The organism is Pseudomonas sp. FP2196 (assembly GCF_030687715.1).
In the GTDB taxonomy this organism is placed as follows: domain Bacteria; phylum Pseudomonadota; class Gammaproteobacteria; order Pseudomonadales; family Pseudomonadaceae; genus Aquipseudomonas.
In genome coordinates this window covers 1342152-1358029 of the sequence record NZ_CP117445.1, presented here as the reverse complement: position 1 = coordinate 1358029, position 15878 = coordinate 1342152, and the positions used below count along the sequence as shown (strand labels likewise).

Genomic DNA, 15878 nt, shown 5'->3' with positions numbered 1-15878 from the left:
AAAACTTCAAACGTCGATGTCGGCCTCGGCCATATCGTCGACCTTGTCACGGGTCGCCGAAGCCTTGACGTCTGCTGCTGGCGCCAGCAGCTTGTCACGCAGTTGCTTCTCGAGCTTGGCAGCGATTTCCGGATTGTCTGCCAGGAACTTGGCCGAGTTGGCCTTGCCCTGACCGATCTTGGTGCCTTCATAGGCATACCATGCGCCAGACTTCTCGACGAAACCGTGCAGCACACCCAGGTCGATCATCTCGCCGTTCAGGTAGATGCCCTTGCCATAAAGGATCTGGAACTCAGCCTGACGGAACGGCGAGGCCACCTTGTTCTTCACAACCTTGACGCGGGTTTCGCTGCCGACCACTTCGTCGCCTTCCTTCACCGCGCCGGTACGGCGGATGTCGAGACGAACCGATGCGTAGAACTTCAGCGCGTTACCACCGGTGGTGGTTTCCGGGCTGCCGAACATCACGCCGATCTTCATGCGGATCTGGTTGATGAAGATCACCAGGCAGTTGGCGTTCTTGATGTTACCGGTGATTTTACGCAGCGCCTGGGACATCAGACGGGCTTGCAGGCCCACGTGCATGTCGCCCATTTCACCTTCGATTTCAGCCTTCGGTACCAGTGCAGCCACGGAGTCGACGATGATCACGTCAACAGCGTTGGAACGCACCAGCATGTCGGTGATTTCCAGGGCTTGCTCGCCGGTGTCTGGCTGGGAAACCAGCAGGTCATCGACGTTGACGCCCAGTTTGCCGGCGTACTCAGGGTCGAGGGCGTGTTCGGCGTCGACGAATGCGCAGGTCGCGCCAGCTTTTTGAGCCTGGGCGATCACGGACAGTGTCAGTGTGGTTTTACCGGAAGATTCAGGACCGTAGATTTCAACGATACGGCCTTTTGGCAGGCCGCCAATGCCGAGTGCAATGTCCAGACCCAGAGAGCCAGTGGAGATGGATGGGATCGCCTGACGGTCCTGATCGCCCATACGCATTACGGCACCCTTGCCGAATTGACGTTCGATCTGACCCAGGGCCGCAGCCAAGGCTTTCTTCTTGTTGTCGTCCATTAAAGTCCTCACGTAATCAATAAGGCCTGACGGCCAACACCTGTATAAGTAGCCAGTATTATTCCACAGCGTTCGCGGATCGCCTACCCCTGATTTTCGATTTCTCGTGCCGCCAGTCGCAGGAGCCCCTCTAGCGCGGCCTTCACCGTTTGTCGGCGGACTTCATCGCGGTTGCCGGGGAAATGCTGAACCTCACTGGAAACCACGTCACCGACACCCCAGGCCAGCCACACCGTGCCCACCGGTTTGTTCGGCGTGCCACCATCAGGCCCGGCCACGCCGCTCACCGCCACGGCAAACCGCGCCAGGCTGTGTTTCTGCGCACCCTGCACCATCGATTCGACCACCTCGCGACTGACCGCGCCCACCGTATCGAACAACTCGGCCGGCACATTCAGTTGCTGGGTTTTCTGCCGGTTGGAATACGTCACGTAACCGGCCTCGAACCACGCCGAGCTGCCGGGAATGCGTGTGATGGCTTCGGCAATCCCGCCGCCGGTACAGGATTCGGCGGCGGTGACGTGGGCATTGAGCACTTGCAGACGTCGGCCAAGTTCGGCGGCCAATTGAGTGATCTCTTTCACGGTGTGCTCCGGATCGTGTGGAATGCGTACCACCGTACACGAGCCGGTTGCGCTTTCAATACACAAGCTTATTCAAAATGTTCGGGCGCGAGCGCTCTGACATAGGCCTGACAGGCCTGCAAGGCAATCAGTCCGCGGTCGCCGGTGTCGGTAATGGCGATAATTCGTTGAGCATGCGCCGGGTCAAGTCGGGCGCGTAAGGCTGCATGATCCACGCCGCCGGTGCCGGCGGTGGCGGGCATCCCACAGCCTTGGGTAACGTCGCCGGCGTCGAGAAGGACTGACAGGCGCACATCAGCAGTGGCAAGACGATCGCGCAGGCGATCCTGATCACGTTGGGCATCGCTCATGGCTCGATAATGGGTTTGCTCACTGGCGGCGAGCCGTTGCTCCAGCGCCAGACGTTTATCCTGCTCGGCCTGTTGTGCGGTGGCGGCGGCGACGGTCTGTTGATTAAGCGTTTCGGCGTTTAACCGAGCCTGTTCGGCCAATTGCCGCCCGTAGCGCCAGTCCTGAAACTGCCAGGCCAGTGCCGCCGCCCCCAAGGCCAGCAGCAAGACGCCAATCACTCGCCAGGGGATTGGCATAGCACCGCCCTCGCCCGCGCCCAGATTTCCAGACGATCCTGCAACCCGTTCAACCCGCCGTTGATACGGCGGGTGATGGTGTTGAACTGATCTCTATCAGCCAGTTCGTTCAGGCCATTTTTCTCCCAGAACCACGCGGCAGATTCGGCCGCCCATTGCGGTTGTTCCAGCAGTTCCGGCAAGGACAGCAAACGCTCATCACCGAACAGACCGAGGCTGCATTCGCGATAGTTACTGCGCCCGGTGATCTGGATCAGTCCGCGTCCGCGGTACTTTTGCCCATCACCGTCGGCCTCGGGCGTGTTGCCCAGACGTAACGCCAGAGTGCCGGTGTCGTATTTGCTCAGGTATTGGTTGTTGCCCAGCTCTCGCACGTACCGCAACTGGCCGGACTCGTGACCGACTTGCGCAAGGAATGCAGCGATACGCTTTGGCGTGTCGATACGACGGTTAGCCATGGCGCTGTTGAGCGCAGAAACAAAAACGCCCGCTTGGGTGCGGGCGTTGGGCATGATGTTGATAAGGTTGTTTTCAGTTATTTGCATAATGCGTAATCCTCCCTGGATGCTCCGATTGAATCATGGTTGAGCGCCAATGCCTGCAAGCCATTGTTTGCCGGAGTTTTCGGGAAACGGTATTGACCTTGATGCCTGCTGATTTAAAGCGCGGCGTCCAACCAGCGCGGCGCCACCGGACGATGCTCGCTGAGCGGGAAGAAAGAACCCTGTGGCCACTCGCGCAATTCGCGTCGATAGGTTTGCAGTTCTGCGTACTGCTCGGTGGTCAGAGTGGTGCCGCCACCATCCTCCAGTTCATCGCGGTCACGCGCCACCAGACCGTCGGTGGCAGCGAGCTGTGACGTACGCCAATTGCGCTCAGCCTCTGCCGCCTGTTCCTCCGACGGAGGCGGCGGATCAATCAAGATCGGGTAACCGGTTTCCACATGGACGCCAATGACTTTCGCAGTGACCGCCAATTGCTGTAGCAGCGAAATCCAATAGGCCTGTGGAATTTCAATGACGTCGTCCGGAATGTCCGACGAATTGATACCTGGTACATACACTCCTCGAGTACTGGCGCTGAACAACACGTTAAAGGTATTCATTTAATAGCCCTTGGCAAAATAAAACACTGTCCAGCCTGCCCCGGGCTGGTTGACCGCGTTGCGCACTTTCAGGCGAACGCCCAGTTTGGTGGCGGTGCCTCCGACAACAATCACCATGGCACCTTCACCGCCGACATGGTTGGCGACACATGAGAAAAAAGCATTCGGGAAGGCAATCGGAAAATTAACCCACATCTCACCGAGGGCATCTGTCGTGCCGAATCCCCATTGATCAATGTTTCCGCTGGCGTGCTTCTGATACCCAGGATTACCCACCGAAGCGTAAAGAGACGCGGCATATTTCAGACTGGCCGTACCGTGAACCACCCAGACTCCATACTCCCTGATAACGGTGGCGCTCTCACCGCTGTTCATGACGACCGAAGTCAGATACGCACCTTGCGGGCTTATTTTCGCATTGCCTGTGCAGGCAATTGTGACCGCTGCGTTGCTACGGCAATGCAGCGCGAACATGGCCCCATTGGGAACTGAGTTGATTTCTGGCAAGGACACGGTGTAAGGCAGGTCGCCTCCCAGACCGATCGCCCATCCCACGTCTGCAGCAGTCAGTTGCGTCGCGGCAGTTACGCCACGCGCACCCGCATAATTGCCCAGCGCTCGCTGCACGAATTCGGGAGTAGCCACTGAACGGCTCACATCGAATCGCGCTGGCGTCTGGAACAGCTGCGTGCTGCGCAGCGCGTCAAGCAATTGAGTGTTGGAAGACTCGCTCGGCGTCATTCCAGCCGCCCGAACAACCCCGAGAATTTCTTGAGTAACGCCGTTGCCCCAACTCGCTGGAATCAACGAGCCAGGCGAGCCGGCTAGCGCGTCCTCGTCGACAAACTTGCCATTGACCAATCCTGCACTTGGCACACTGATTGGATAATCCATTACCTTTCTCCCTTCGATGACTTAGATGTTTGCGGTTGGGCCTGGCGCGACTGGCCAAATGATTTGCGATGGGAAACCGGACTGTTTTTCGAGCCGATTCAGTTCCACGCTGTAGAGTTTCCATTCGAGCAATTGCAGCTGTTCTTCATGGCTCGCATCGTCGATGTCTTCGGCGTATTGCAGGGGGGCGATGCGCAGGACGGCGTCGCGCAGCAAGGCGTCACGCTGAGCAATGACTTTGGCCTTGAGGTCAGTCTGACGCCTGGATTCATCCAGCACCCATGTGTTGTCCTGCCAGAGATGATATTCGTCAGGGCAAGGGTCAGCAGTGAGATCTTCCGGGAGGGAGCCCAATTCACTCCAGGTCTGTTTCGCACCGTTATCTTTGCGATAGACGATGCCACGCAGGTCGATCAGCTCGCGAGGCACACCGTTGGCCATCGCCCAAGTGCGCCCCTGTTCCGCTTCTGGCAATTCGTAAGCCAGTTGAATCGCGTTAGCGGGCAATTGCACGCCGATGCCTGGCGTCACGAAAAACTCCACCGGCCCCACCAGAGCGCCAGCGTCATCCATTAAATAATTGAACATGAGGTACCTCAGATAACTTTGATGCGGCCAGGGTAGGCAACGTTGCGGGGACGCGAAGTGAAGGTGTACAAAAGCGTGTTCGCCGTGTCCTGTTGATAAACCGTTCCGGCGGGATAGATTGGCCCGCCATTACTCGGTTTGACCCAGGTTTGTCCTTCGTGAGTCTGCTGCCCCACCGCAGAAAGGCTGTCGGACCAGCGAGAACCCACCGCCCCGGCGCCATTTGCTCCCAAGGCATACGAATGCACCGTGCCGGCCTGATTGGTACCCATGACGCGGCCGACGTCAGCGTTACGCCCCTCGTCCAGAACCCGCAGGAATTCGCCGCGCAGTTCCGGGCCTCGAAAGGTCAGCGCGCCATCACCTGGCGTCCAGTTACCTTCATTTCCAGCACGGGTTGCATCGGAATTGAGCATCCCCGAACGCTGAGCGTGATCCCACAGCCAGGGCCACTCGGCACGATTCATCAACGTGCCATTGAGCGCGCCATAACCACCGGGGCTCAGCACCACAGTCGTCTCGAAAAACGGCCTGCCCAATGGGGTGTTGTCGAAACGACCAACCGGCCACCAGCTACCCGCCCCATCACTGCGCAGATGCCACCAGTCCCCCCCGCCCATCAGTACAAAGAATGGATAACCACTCGGCGAAAGGTGCGTATGAAAGCGGATGCGGTCAGTGCCGGATGCCTGGATCACCAGACGATTACCGCTGTTGTCCACACGACGAACAATCACGTCGCGTACACCGAGTGCGACATTGGCTGGCGGCAACAGCACGGTCATCGGCACCGGACTGCCGTCAATCAGCACCAGACCGAGTTCTTGCTCGGTCAGCGTTTTGGAGGCAGCCAGTCGAGTGATGACCGAACGCATCGGACTGGCATTCCCGACAATCGCCTGAATCGCCTTGAACAACTGAGTGTTGTCCGCTTCAGAAGCCACCAGCCCGCCACCGGTAATCACACTCAGGATCTCCTGAGTCACGCTATTGCCCCACACTGCCGGAATCAAAGAACCCGGCGTTCCCGCCACCGGGTTTTCATCGACGAAGCGGCCATCGACCAGGCCGACGCTGGGGACGCTTTTTGGGTAATCCATAGGTCTTTCGTTCCTCTGAAATAACAAATGAACCGCGTCCCGAGCGCTGCCATTGCAACCTCGTCCACGGTCAGTTTCTGAAAATAAAAAGCCCACGGTGAAGTGGGCTTGGCTGAAGCAGATTGGCGTCTTAACTGGTCTGTTGGCTGACCAGTTCGCGCATCGCCGCAATCGCCTCATCGGCGGCGCTGCGAGCCAGATCGATCTTGCCCTTGGCCGCCTGAGCGCGAATTTGTGTCTTCGCCTTCAGGCGCAAGGTGCGCAGGGTCAGCAAATGGTCGGTGAGCTGATCGGCCTTGCCGAGAATCTGTTCGGCAGCCTGTTTGGCTGTGCGGCCTTTGACCACCCACGCCGTGATAGACAACGGAACATCTTTTTTCGGATAACCGGCGTCCTGATAAGCCTGAGCATCGGCGGCGGCCTGGGCGTATTCCATGGCTTTGAGCGGGTCGCCGGCCAGTTGTGTACGGGCACTGTCGGCGACTGCATCGACCTTGGCACACAGACGTTCGACTTCCTGCTGTTCCAGCAGAGCGACTTTTCCCGGATTGACGACCCACTGTTCGCCGTTCCATTCATGGGCGACAGACGGCTGCGCGGGACGCAGTTCGCCGTCAATCTGATGGAGTTCCTGAATGACGATCATCGAATGAGCTCCCACTGCAACTGGACGTTCACGGCGTCCCCGAAATTGATCGCGATGCCGGCGCTGTAGTCGGTCAGCGGATGACTTTTGATCCCCATGCTGAAGAGCAATTCATCACTGTCGGCATTGGCTTGCCCAAGATTGTGCTCGGCCTGATAGGACTGCCAGAGCGAGCGCAGGTTGGCGTGATCAAAACTGGCGGTCAGCGTCGAGACCGTGACGTCGTAGACAATATTGTTGGTGAATATCACGCAAGGTTGCAAAGTGGCCGGGTTCCAGCCTCCCGCATTATTGGAAACGCCCGTTGAAACGGGGGAAAGGTAGCTGTAGTTGCCTCCAGCCCATCCAGTCGCCGGAAACGCGACGCTGGTAACGGCCGTCGATGATGGCGTCGGATTGCCCACCACCAGCCGCGCTGCACGGGCATGGGGGTCCAGCGGCAGAAACACCGCACCAGTGCCGTTGACGGTCTGAGTCCAGGTCAAGCGCGCCCGGTTGTAAATCGCACGCACTGTCGGCACGGAGCCGGGCGCGCCGGTGACGACCCAGGCCAGACATATGTCCAGCACCGAACTCTGAAAACCGCCGCCGGCAGCGCCGTTGGCCACACCTTTCAGCGTCTCGGGTGTCACGTCGTAAATCGTACCGCGCTGGGTATATAAACTCAGCACACCGCCCACCACCTGCGCCCGCAGAAAGTAGCTCGAGCTGGGCAGCAGGTCTGCACTGCTCCAGGCCTGGGTAGTGAAAGTACGTGAACGCCCCAACTGCCCCGCCACCACTTCCTGGCCAATGCTGACGTAGACACCCGCCGGCACCGACACTCGCCCGCCACTGGCCGATGCGGCGGCTGGCGTAATCGGCAACCGGGCATCTGCCGTGGCAACAGTTGGCAAAGGCAAAGCCGACAGCGGCAACGCCGAATCCAGATTCCAGCCCTTGGCCGAAACACTCTGAATCGCCTGCAACAACTGATCGTATTTTTTCTCGTCCGGGGTCATATCCCCGGCCTTGATCACGTTGAGAATTTCCTGCGTAACCCCGTTACCCCACTCCGCCGGAATCAACGACCCCGGCGTCCCCATCAACGGGTTTTCATCAACGAACTTCCCATTCACCAATCCGGCGCTGGGCACACTGTTTGGATAATCCACGCGGGGACCTCCCGTTTTTCTGGGTGACTGTTTACGAAGCTGTTTTTCAGGCTTCACGTCAGAAAGAGCATCAAACCGGCAGCACTGGCCAGACCACGTCCTGTGGATACCCCGGCTGCTTGTCGATCTTGTTCAGTGCTAGTTTGTAGGTGGCAAATGCCTTGAATCGCTGCATATCGTCTGCGTCGAGCAGCCCGGCGATGTAGGCGTCCGCCATGCCGACGGTTTGCTGATCGGCCTCAACCAACAGCTCATCGCGGCGAGCCAGAGCAGCAGCGCGCCGCTCGCCATCAATCATCTGCGAAGTGTTCGGCAGCGCATGTTTGGTGACCTTGCCGTCGGTGTATCGCCAGATGCCGTCGCGCTCTTCAATCGTGCGCAGGAACAGTTCGTCGGAGATCTCAACCGCGCTGACAGGAATCTGCAGGTGAATGGTCGAGTCGTAACGCCCAAGAAGCTCGCCCTGGGCATCGAAATCAATGTACTTCATCGTTTTCACCTCTGATTTCAAAAGCCCAAGGCGAACCAGTTCCAGCCGCCGGGATCGCTATTGGAAAACCGCTGAAACTGGCTGGACGAGAGTTTCCAAAGGGAGAAACGCAGATCGGCGAATCCCGGAGAAACATCGTTCGCCGACAGCAGAAGCACTTTATTGGGAAAAGCGATCGGATACGTCACGGTCTCACTTAGCCCTCCACCCGAAGCCGTTCCCCACTGCAAAATCATGCCGCTGGGTAAACGCTGGTAGCCGCTATCACCCAGTGAAGCGGTAAACATCGGCGAGTACTTGAGGGCGCCATCGCCTGAGTCCAGTCCCCAGCCACCGCCGAGAAGCAGTCGCCTGAAGGTCATGAAACACCCGCCTGCGAATGACAAGGAAGTTCCCGCCGGTCCATTGGTTGTACCCAGGCTCTCACCACTTTTGACTTTCACGGTCAAACCACCGGGTCCGGCGACTAGAGACACCAATCCGCCCGGGGGAACGCTCGACCACTCCGGCAGTGTTGCGGTGCTCGCTCCAGTGAAGATCGAGAGCTTGCCAACATCAGCAACCGTCAACGCCACATCACCGACATAGTTGGTCTGCCCCGCCAGACTGCCCAGTGCGCGCTGGACAAACTCTGTCGTCGCCACCTTCTGACTGGCATCGAACTGGGGCGGCGTTTCATACAGTTTCTTGCCACGCAGCGCCTCCAGCAACTGCGTATTCAATCCCTCGGTGGGCTCGATCCCGGCAGCCTTGATAACCGTCAGAACCTCTTCGGTCAGGGCGTTGCCCCACTCCGCAGGAATCAACGATCCAGGGGTTCCGGTGATCGGGTTCTCATCGACAAAACGACTGTTGACCAAACCGACACCGGGCATGCTCTTCGGATAATCCATCCCCTCAAACCTCCCTAGTCATAATTGATGTGCACCTTGGTGTGCGCCGGCGCACTGCGGTGGATCAGGCATTCGAGCGCCGAGCCCGGGTTTACGCCGAAGCGCTCGCCCCAGTAACTCGCACCAAAACGCCGGCCAAGCAGCAAGCGGCCGCCGGTGTTGAGCGTCCACATGAATTGCGCTTCCCACGTTCCCCAATGCGCCGCACCGAAACGTGCACGACCCATGCGCGGGGCTTCGTGTTCGGTGATGGTGGCGTTGGGGTAGCCCTGGCTTTTGGCGATTTCGAGGTAGTAGCCGACGGCCTGGCTGCCGACCGCGAGCAAGCGGCGGCGCACGGCGAGGCGGCGGTCGTCGAACAGTGGCGTGGCACCCAGGCACGGGTCGGGCAGGTCCATCACCCGCTCCCAGTCCGGCACCAGTTCGCTGACGCCGGCCGGGTCCATTTCGTTGAGCAGGTCGGCGGCGCGGGCGTCGAGGCGGGCCAGTTCGACGGCGACGCCTTGCAGCACTTCCTCCAGTTCCGGCACGCGCTCCGGGTCCCATGCCGGGCCGCTCGGCAGCAAGGCACGCAACTGCGCCTGATATTGCGCGGCGGTTCTTATGCCCCCCATACGCAACCCCCAAAAGTGAGCAGTTCGCTTTGCCCGGCAGGGACGTCAGCCGACGGCGCGGTGAGCGTGTGATCGTATTCGCCACCGGCGCTGCTGATGGCTTCGCGAATGTGGCTGATCAGCAACGGCACGCCGAGGTCGGCCTCGCGGTTATGCAGATCGCGCAACTGCGCTTCGACGGCGGCGCGCACGGCGGTGGTGTCCGGGTTGACGCTTTTGAAGCGATAAACCACCGGCACCTGAATCGGTCGCTGCACATGGACTTCGGCGGTGACCGGGCGCAGCGGTTCGATGTACTCCTGAACCTCGGCCAGTTGCTCGTCGTTGGGCACCGGTTGCGGATCCTCGTCGCGCATGATGAACACCGTCACGGTGCCCGGCCCGAGCAAGCCGCCACGGCACCATGCACGGGTCACGCCCGGCACTTCCAGCGCCCAGGTTTCATAGTCGCTGGCCGAGCCGCCGTGAGGGATGACGCGATAGGAACGGATCACCCGCGAGCGCAGCGACTCCAGGCTTTCGCGCGCCACGCCGCCACTGAGCCCCGGCGCCAAGACGATGAAGCTGTTGCCGACGATGCCGGCGATCGGTTGTACCGGGGTCAGCGCCAGACCCGCATCGGCATTGCCCAGGCTGCCGGCCTCCAGTGCAGCGATGGTGGTGCTGTTGCTGCCATTCACCGTGGTGCGCGAAGCGCTGACTTTGTAGGTGCGACCGTCGCTCGATTGCAGCAACGTATCGACGTCGAGCACCGCACCGGCGGTCGCGGTAAAACTCACGCTGCCAGTAGCCACTTGCGCGGGTTTGCGTGGCTGGTTCAGGCGCAATGCTGCGATGCGTTCCAGGGTCGACTCATCGGCCTTGTCCGGCAGGATCTGCTCGGCAATCCAGTCGAGATAACCGTACAGACCGTAAGCGGCGCCGCCTAAGGTGCGGGCCAGCACTTGCGCATCGGACTGGCGCAGCGAATCGCCGGCCAGGTCGCTTTGGGTGCGCTTGATCAGCACCGGCAGCGAAGGGGTTTCAAACGGCATAGATCACCTGCCAACTGTTATCGGGGTTGATGTCCAGACGTTCGCCGTCAGCCAGGGTCAGGACCGTGCGCAGGTTCAGGCGCTGGGCGTCGAGGCGTTCGCTGATGATGTCGATGGCGCTGCAGTGGCCGTCGTCGAGCAGCCATTGCAAGGCTTCGCGGGCATAGAACTCCGCGTCCATCTGGGTCTGTCGGGTCAGCTTGACCCGGCGTAACAGCCACAGCCGCGAGCCGATGCGGTCGTCGGCGACGGTGGGAAAGGTGTCGCCCCACCAGCCGTAGCGTTCGTCGTCGTCGAGGGCGTCGTCATCGGCGGCGCGGCGCCAGGTGAACAGGCTGATGAGCACGGCGCGGGTCAGGGCGGCGTGGAGGTTCTGGCTGATAAACATCACTTGCCTCCTGCCGGCGCACCGGTCTGGCCGTTGCCGGCCTGCACGCCAACGTGCACGTGTTGGATCTGGCTGATGCCGCCAGCCAGTTGATCGCCGTTGGAAACGATCTTGCCGGTCTGGTTGATCACTGGCGTATCGAAGTTCACGGCGGTACTGGCGCGGATGTTCAGCGTGGCGGTTTCGATGTCGATGATCCGCCCGCGCTTGAAGTGAATCTTGTCGCCCTCGTCGGTGTAGATCGCGACTTCGCCAGCAGCCAGCGATTGCAGACGATAGCGGCGGTCGGCGACCACCAAGGCGATGGCGTGGGAACGGTCACCGCCGAGGAAGGTGACGACACCTTCAGCACCAGCCAGCGGGTGGCTGGTGAAACCGTAGGGTTCGAAGTGTTCGAGGTCGTCGTTGACCTCCCCGGCGGTGAGGCGCATTTGCAGCGATTGCAACTTGGATGCCGAATTGGCGAGCACGACAGTGCCGCGCGCCAGCAGGCGTGTCAGTAGGCTCATCTTGGATTCCTGTGAAAACTGGCCCGACGCCAAAAGATCGCAGCCTTCGGCAGCTCCTACAGGAGTACGCCGACCCCATGTAGGAGCTGCCGAAGGCTGCGATCTTTCAGAGGCCTATGAGGTTTTTTTCGGGGGGACTGGATCAGGATCGAAGGTATGCGGCGGCGCGACTTGCAGGGTCGTCGCCGAGCCCTGCGCCGACAGTGAATACGTCACTTTGGAAATCAGCATGTCGCCATCAAACCCGAGCACCGGATCCTTGACCTTGACCAGCGTGTTGTGGCGCCACAGATCACCGTTGGACTGGCGCCAGCCCTGCACCTGGTACGTGGTGCTCTGCGCCCGGCCCATGCGGGTGGCGCTTTCCCATTGAGCGCGTTGCTGGGCCAACTCAAAGGTCAGCGCCGTACCTTCGTTAATGATGGTGGTGCGCCGCCGCTTGAAGGTCAGGTCGGCCGCCGTCGATTCAACCTCGCTGACCGCCGCCCCGCTCTTCTTGTCGGAGCCTTTCTGCTGGCCGATCACCCGGTATTCGGAGAACACCTGGCTTTGATCCATCGGTGCGTTGGCCGACAAAATGTTCTTGCCCAGTTCCAGCGCATCACTGGCGCGGCCACCGCTACCGGGTTTGGCCAGCACCAGTCGACCCTGCTCGTCATCGGTGGAAAACACACGGAACAGCGAGAGCAAACGGTCGATCGACTGAAACACCGTTTCACCCGGCACAATCGTGTGTTTGGCCAGCCGCGATGTCTCGGGAATTTCGTTGACCACCATCAACGAATACTCCATCGCCAATGCCTGCACGATGGTCAGCAACGGTTGTTCCTGCCACTGACCGGGCCGGTTGGTGGCGGCGCAATCGACCAGGTCCTGAGTCTTGGAACTGCCTTCGATACTCAGGCTGATCTGCCGACCGTCATAGCTGATCGGTGCCTTGAACACGTAGCCGGTGAGCACCAGATCCTTGCCGATTTTCACTTCGCAGGGGTCGCCCGGTTTGATCCGCTGATCCACCGTCTGCCCCGGCCATTGCCAGGTGATGTCAAGTTTGAAGGTACGGAACTGGCGCTCCAGATCAGCACTGATTTCCACGCTTTTCCAGCCGCCGTATTCCATGTTGTTGACGGTCAGCGTGACGCGATTATCCGTTTCGCTCATGGTTCACTCCCCGGAGACTTTCACGTTGCTCTGCGGGAGGAACAACGGGTTGTTTCCCTCGTTGCGCTGGATCACTTCGGTCACCCGCGTCGCATCGGCAAACTGTTTGTAGGCCACCACCAGCGCCGGCAGGCTTTCCTGAAACGACTTGGTCACCAGCCGCACACCGGACGTGGCCACTGCCTTGAGATGCGCGACCAAGGCATCCTGCACATCACTGATCGCTTGATAGTGTCCCGGATCAGCCTTGTCCTTAGCCTTTTGAAGCGCGTCTACCAGATCCTTTTGCAAGGCTTGCAAATCATCGGTGGCCGGCACTTCCTGGCGGGCAACCTGCTGGATCGCCTGCTGATCCACCGATGGCGTTGCCTGCAATTTCACCGGCTTCGTCGCCACCGGCATTGAGGCGACCCATTGCGCCACTTTGACGATCAACGTGTCCTGCACCAGATCCGCCATGGCTTGCGCCGCCGCGTTGGTGTCCTTGCCGGTGGTGATCTTCGGCGCATCAGCCTTACGGATGGCTTCGAGTTGTTGGGACACGTCGGCAATCACGCCACGGTAGCCCTCCTTCGCGAACTCCTTGAGCTCCTTGATATCGCCAAGCAAGCCCTTGAATTCCGTCGCCACTTCCTTGGGCAATTCCTTGACCGCTTTGACCAACTCAGTGATCTGTTTGTATTGCTCAATCAGCGGTTTGAGCTGCTCCTTGATCACCTCGTATACCCCGGTGAGGCTGTTGCGCAGATTGGCAATGCCGATCCGCGCAGCCTTGATCAGCGTCATCGCCTGTTCGAACCGCGCCACCGCAGAACCCAGCAGCGTGTCGGCTTTCGCCAGCAAGACCTTCTGGGTGCTGACGGTCGCCGTCGGAAACGGCAACGGCTGATCGGGATAGAACTTCAGCGCAAATGTGACCAACCCGCCGTCCTGGCGGGTGTGGGTCATGTCGCATTCGCCGACCTTGACTTGCAGGCGTCCAAGCCATGGATGCACCAGTTCACCACTGCCCGCCTCCAGTGCCTTAAGCAGCTTGTCGCGCTGCTCCAGGCAATCAGGGCCGATGATGAACGCCGTCAGATCGTGGGTCTTGGCCTGCTGGCCGAGGTCCTCGAAAAACGGCAGGTCACGTTGCGGATACTCATGCAATTGCCCCTTGCGACCGACCGGGGTTTTCGCCTGATCGATCCAGAACCCGACACCGCGAAAGGATGCCGGCAACAAACGGTCACGCCAGTTCATTGGAACCTCCTGCCGACAGCGAGCGATAGCCAATGCGCGAAGACAGCGCCAGGCCCGGTTGATTGGTTTGCGGTTGATCGGTACGCAGCCCCGCCGGCGCATTTTCGAAGCGCACGGTCAGGCCGCCTTCGAGTTGTGTGCGGTTGTTGGCGGCGCTTTGCTGGATCAGGGCGCTGGAGCTTTGGGGCAGCGTGCCGCCCTGCAACGTACCGCTGGACGACACTTGCGGATCTGCACCGAAGAACGCCGGTGCCAGTTCGCCTTTGCCTTCGGCATTGGTCTGGCGTTGCGCTTGTGTCAGGGTCTCGACCTTGCCGGTGACCTTGGCGATTAACCCGGCAAAGCCGCCGTCAAACAGCTCCTTGATCGGCGCAATCACGGTTTGCAGCTTTTGCCACAACTGGCCAAACCACTCGGTGATCGGCCCCCAGTTCTTGATGATCTGCCCCAACGGCGTCCATTCGAACATCGTGTGAAGAAACTCCAGCACCGGTGTGGCCATGGCTTGCACCAGGCCCCACAGCGCCGAAAACACTTCACTGATCGGCTGCCAGTACATCGCGATCTGTTCCAGCGGCGACCATTCGAACAAGCCCTGGAAGAAGCTTTTGATCTGTTGCGCCGAGGTTTGCAGCGCGGTCCAGATCGGCTCGAAGAAGGTGACGATACTGCCCCAGTTGTTGACGATCATTCCCAGCGGGGAGAAGTCGAACAGCGTGCGGAAAAAGTCCTTGATGACTTGTGCCGCTGGTTGCAGTGCCGTCCAGATTGAGGCGAAGAACCCCGTGATCGCCCCCCAGTTGTTGATGATCATGCCCAGGGGCGTCCAGTCGAACAGACCTTTGAGGAACGCCATCACCGGCACACTCAAGGCTTGGAGCAATTCCCAGATCGCCGAGAACAGGCCGGTCAACGGCCCCCAGTTTTCCACGATCATGCCGGCTGGCGACCACGAAAATACCGATTTGAAGAAGTCGATCACCGGCGCGGTAACCGCTTTGACCTTGTCCCAGATCCCCGAGAAGAATCCCGTGACCGGTTGCCACAGCGCCGCAAGCGTCGCCAGCGGCTGCCAGTCAAGTACCGAGCGCAATGTCGCCATCGCACTCGCCCCGGCGTTTTTCACGCCCTCCCACAACCCCGTGAAGAACGCCGAAATCGGCGTCCAGTTGGCCACGATCAAACCGGCAGCCACGGCAATGCCCATGGCAATCAGCATGATCGGGTTGGTCTTGAGCACCATGCTCATCACGTCGAACACTTGCGTTGCCCCGGTAACCGCGGTTTGCATCGCCGAGAAGGCGATCGCCCCCCCCGCCAGTCCTTCGACCAGTTGCGGGTTGTCGGCGAGCAAGCTGCCTACCTGGGTCAACATCGGCTCAAGCCCGACCACCAACGCGCCAACCGCCGGCACCAGCGCGGCATCCACCGCCGAGGACACCTTCTCCATCGACGCTGTAAACACATTCATGTTCTGCGCAGCGGTTTTCGGCGCGGCGGGCAGATCGACGGTTTTTGCCGTCTCGCTGACGTCGCTCAACTTGCCCTGAAAGGCTGCCGCCGACTTGATCCCTTCCACGAACGGCGTGATCACGCTGCCGCCCTTGAACAATCCGCTGATGTCGAGTTTGCCTAGACCGGTCTGCTCGAGATTTTTCTTGAAGCTCTCGACCTTGGCCCGAAGGGCTCCGAGTTTGGGCGACAGCTCATCGATGCCAGTAATCAGCACCGAGGTTTTCGGTTTGCTATCTGTGTCTGCCATCACTGCACCTGCTGCATCGCGTTGATCCGTTGCGCGTGCTCCAGCGATTCGCGGAGCACATC

19 protein-coding genes are annotated in these 15878 nt (G+C 60.0%); all 19 read right to left on the bottom strand.

Going from position 1 to position 15878, the window contains the following annotated elements:
- Positions 1-6: 6 nt before the first annotated feature.
- Entirely contained in the window at positions 7-1065 is a 1059-nt protein-coding gene (gene recA / locus PSH79_RS06050) for a recombinase RecA (RefSeq protein ID WP_095188892.1), read from the bottom strand.
- A gap of 83 nt (positions 1066-1148) precedes the next feature.
- Complete coding sequence (locus PSH79_RS06045; RefSeq protein WP_305441709.1) at positions 1149-1649, bottom strand: CinA family protein; 501 nt, start codon at positions 1647-1649, stop codon at positions 1149-1151.
- Positions 1650-1717: 68 nt separating this feature from the next.
- A complete protein-coding gene (locus PSH79_RS06040) occupies positions 1718-2236 on the bottom strand; it encodes a lysis system i-spanin subunit Rz (protein ID WP_305441708.1) in 519 nt (172 codons plus the stop codon).
- Complete coding sequence (locus PSH79_RS06035; protein WP_305441707.1) at positions 2215-2781, bottom strand: glycoside hydrolase family 19 protein; 567 nt, start codon at positions 2779-2781, stop codon at positions 2215-2217. Before PSH79_RS06035 ends, PSH79_RS06040 begins: the two co-directional genes overlap by 22 nt.
- Positions 2782-2894: 113 nt before the next feature.
- Positions 2895-3341, bottom strand: coding sequence for a phage tail assembly chaperone (locus PSH79_RS06030; protein ID WP_305441706.1), 447 nt, complete (start codon positions 3339-3341; stop codon positions 2895-2897).
- On the bottom strand, positions 3342-4235 hold the full coding sequence (locus tag PSH79_RS06025; protein WP_305441703.1) for a phage tail protein: 894 nt from the start codon (positions 4233-4235) through the stop codon (positions 3342-3344).
- Between the two features lie 21 nt (positions 4236-4256).
- Positions 4257-4823 carry a tail fiber assembly protein gene (locus tag PSH79_RS06020; protein WP_305441701.1) on the bottom strand — a complete coding sequence of 189 codons (567 nt, stop codon included), beginning with the start codon at positions 4821-4823 and terminating at the stop codon, positions 4257-4259.
- A gap of 8 nt (positions 4824-4831) precedes the next feature.
- Positions 4832-5923 (bottom strand): phage tail protein, encoded by a 1092-nt coding sequence (locus PSH79_RS06015; RefSeq protein WP_305441699.1) that lies wholly within the window; start codon positions 5921-5923, stop codon positions 4832-4834.
- A gap of 130 nt (positions 5924-6053) precedes the next feature.
- Positions 6054-6569 (bottom strand): phage tail protein, encoded by a 516-nt coding sequence (locus PSH79_RS06010; protein WP_305441697.1) that lies wholly within the window; start codon positions 6567-6569, stop codon positions 6054-6056.
- Positions 6566-7723, bottom strand: a complete 1158-nt coding sequence (locus PSH79_RS06005) for a phage tail protein (protein WP_305441695.1) — start codon at positions 7721-7723, stop codon at positions 6566-6568. Before PSH79_RS06005 ends, PSH79_RS06010 begins: the two co-directional genes overlap by 4 nt.
- 70 nt (positions 7724-7793) lie before the next feature.
- The gene (locus tag PSH79_RS06000; protein ID WP_305441693.1) at positions 7794-8213 is read right to left on the bottom strand and encodes a tail fiber assembly protein; all 420 of its coding nucleotides are present in this window, start codon (positions 8211-8213) and stop codon (positions 7794-7796) included.
- A gap of 17 nt (positions 8214-8230) precedes the next feature.
- A complete protein-coding gene (locus PSH79_RS05995) occupies positions 8231-9106 on the bottom strand; it encodes a phage tail protein (protein ID WP_305441691.1) in 876 nt (291 codons plus the stop codon).
- Positions 9107-9120: 14 nt separating this feature from the next.
- Complete coding sequence (locus PSH79_RS05990; protein ID WP_305441689.1) at positions 9121-9720, bottom strand: YmfQ family protein; 600 nt, start codon at positions 9718-9720, stop codon at positions 9121-9123.
- The gene (locus PSH79_RS05985) at positions 9708-10754 is read right to left on the bottom strand and encodes a baseplate J/gp47 family protein (protein ID WP_305441687.1); all 1047 of its coding nucleotides are present in this window, start codon (positions 10752-10754) and stop codon (positions 9708-9710) included. The genes PSH79_RS05990 and PSH79_RS05985 overlap by 13 nt, the downstream gene beginning before the upstream one ends.
- Positions 10744-11142: a phage GP46 family protein gene (locus PSH79_RS05980; RefSeq protein ID WP_095188878.1), complete on the bottom strand. Its 399-nt coding sequence runs from the start codon at positions 11140-11142 to the stop codon at positions 10744-10746. Before PSH79_RS05980 ends, PSH79_RS05985 begins: the two co-directional genes overlap by 11 nt.
- Positions 11142-11651 carry a phage baseplate assembly protein V gene (locus PSH79_RS05975; protein WP_305441685.1) on the bottom strand — a complete coding sequence of 170 codons (510 nt, stop codon included), beginning with the start codon at positions 11649-11651 and terminating at the stop codon, positions 11142-11144. Before PSH79_RS05975 ends, PSH79_RS05980 begins: the two co-directional genes overlap by 1 nt.
- 114 nt (positions 11652-11765) lie before the next feature.
- Positions 11766-12812, bottom strand: coding sequence for a phage baseplate assembly protein (locus tag PSH79_RS05970; protein ID WP_305441683.1), 1047 nt, complete (start codon positions 12810-12812; stop codon positions 11766-11768).
- 3 nt (positions 12813-12815) lie between these two features.
- Complete coding sequence (locus PSH79_RS05965; protein ID WP_305441681.1) at positions 12816-14054, bottom strand: DNA circularization protein; 1239 nt, start codon at positions 14052-14054, stop codon at positions 12816-12818.
- Positions 14041-15816 carry a phage tail protein gene (locus PSH79_RS05960; protein WP_305441680.1) on the bottom strand — a complete coding sequence of 592 codons (1776 nt, stop codon included), beginning with the start codon at positions 15814-15816 and terminating at the stop codon, positions 14041-14043. Before PSH79_RS05960 ends, PSH79_RS05965 begins: the two co-directional genes overlap by 14 nt.
- Between the last annotated feature and the right edge of the window lie 62 nt (positions 15817-15878).

What these genes read in the sequence shown, in the direction of transcription:
- recA (WP_095188892.1), bottom strand. Translation starts at nt 1,065, where the DNA reads ATGGACGACAACAAGAAGAAAGCCTTGGCTGCGGCCCTGGGTCAGATC.
- PSH79_RS06010 (WP_305441697.1), bottom strand. Translation starts at nt 6,569, where the DNA reads ATGATCGTCATTCAGGAACTCCATCAGATTGACGGCGAACTGCGTCCC.
- PSH79_RS06040 (WP_305441708.1), bottom strand. Translation starts at nt 2,236, where the DNA reads ATGCCAATCCCCTGGCGAGTGATTGGCGTCTTGCTGCTGGCCTTGGGG.
- PSH79_RS05965 (WP_305441681.1), bottom strand. Translation starts at nt 14,054, where the DNA reads ATGAACTGGCGTGACCGTTTGTTGCCGGCATCCTTTCGCGGTGTCGGG.
- PSH79_RS05970 (WP_305441683.1), bottom strand. Translation starts at nt 12,812, where the DNA reads ATGAGCGAAACGGATAATCGCGTCACGCTGACCGTCAACAACATGGAA.
- PSH79_RS06015 (WP_305441699.1), bottom strand. Translation starts at nt 5,923, where the DNA reads ATGGATTACCCAAAAAGCGTCCCCAGCGTCGGCCTGGTCGATGGCCGC.
- PSH79_RS05980 (WP_095188878.1), bottom strand. Translation starts at nt 11,142, where the DNA reads ATGTTTATCAGCCAGAACCTCCACGCCGCCCTGACCCGCGCCGTGCTC.
- PSH79_RS06020 (WP_305441701.1), bottom strand. Translation starts at nt 4,823, where the DNA reads ATGTTCAATTATTTAATGGATGACGCTGGCGCTCTGGTGGGGCCGGTG.
- PSH79_RS05985 (WP_305441687.1), bottom strand. Translation starts at nt 10,754, where the DNA reads ATGCCGTTTGAAACCCCTTCGCTGCCGGTGCTGATCAAGCGCACCCAA.
- PSH79_RS05960 (WP_305441680.1), bottom strand. Translation starts at nt 15,816, where the DNA reads ATGGCAGACACAGATAGCAAACCGAAAACCTCGGTGCTGATTACTGGC.
- PSH79_RS05975 (WP_305441685.1), bottom strand. Translation starts at nt 11,651, where the DNA reads ATGAGCCTACTGACACGCCTGCTGGCGCGCGGCACTGTCGTGCTCGCC.
- PSH79_RS06000 (WP_305441693.1), bottom strand. Translation starts at nt 8,213, where the DNA reads ATGAAGTACATTGATTTCGATGCCCAGGGCGAGCTTCTTGGGCGTTAC.
- PSH79_RS06030 (WP_305441706.1), bottom strand. Translation starts at nt 3,341, where the DNA reads ATGAATACCTTTAACGTGTTGTTCAGCGCCAGTACTCGAGGAGTGTAT.
- PSH79_RS05995 (WP_305441691.1), bottom strand. Translation starts at nt 9,106, where the DNA reads ATGGATTATCCGAAGAGCATGCCCGGTGTCGGTTTGGTCAACAGTCGT.
- PSH79_RS05990 (WP_305441689.1), bottom strand. Translation starts at nt 9,720, where the DNA reads ATGGGGGGCATAAGAACCGCCGCGCAATATCAGGCGCAGTTGCGTGCC.
- PSH79_RS06035 (WP_305441707.1), bottom strand. Translation starts at nt 2,781, where the DNA reads ATGCAAATAACTGAAAACAACCTTATCAACATCATGCCCAACGCCCGC.
- PSH79_RS06025 (WP_305441703.1), bottom strand. Translation starts at nt 4,235, where the DNA reads ATGGATTATCCAATCAGTGTGCCAAGTGCAGGATTGGTCAATGGCAAG.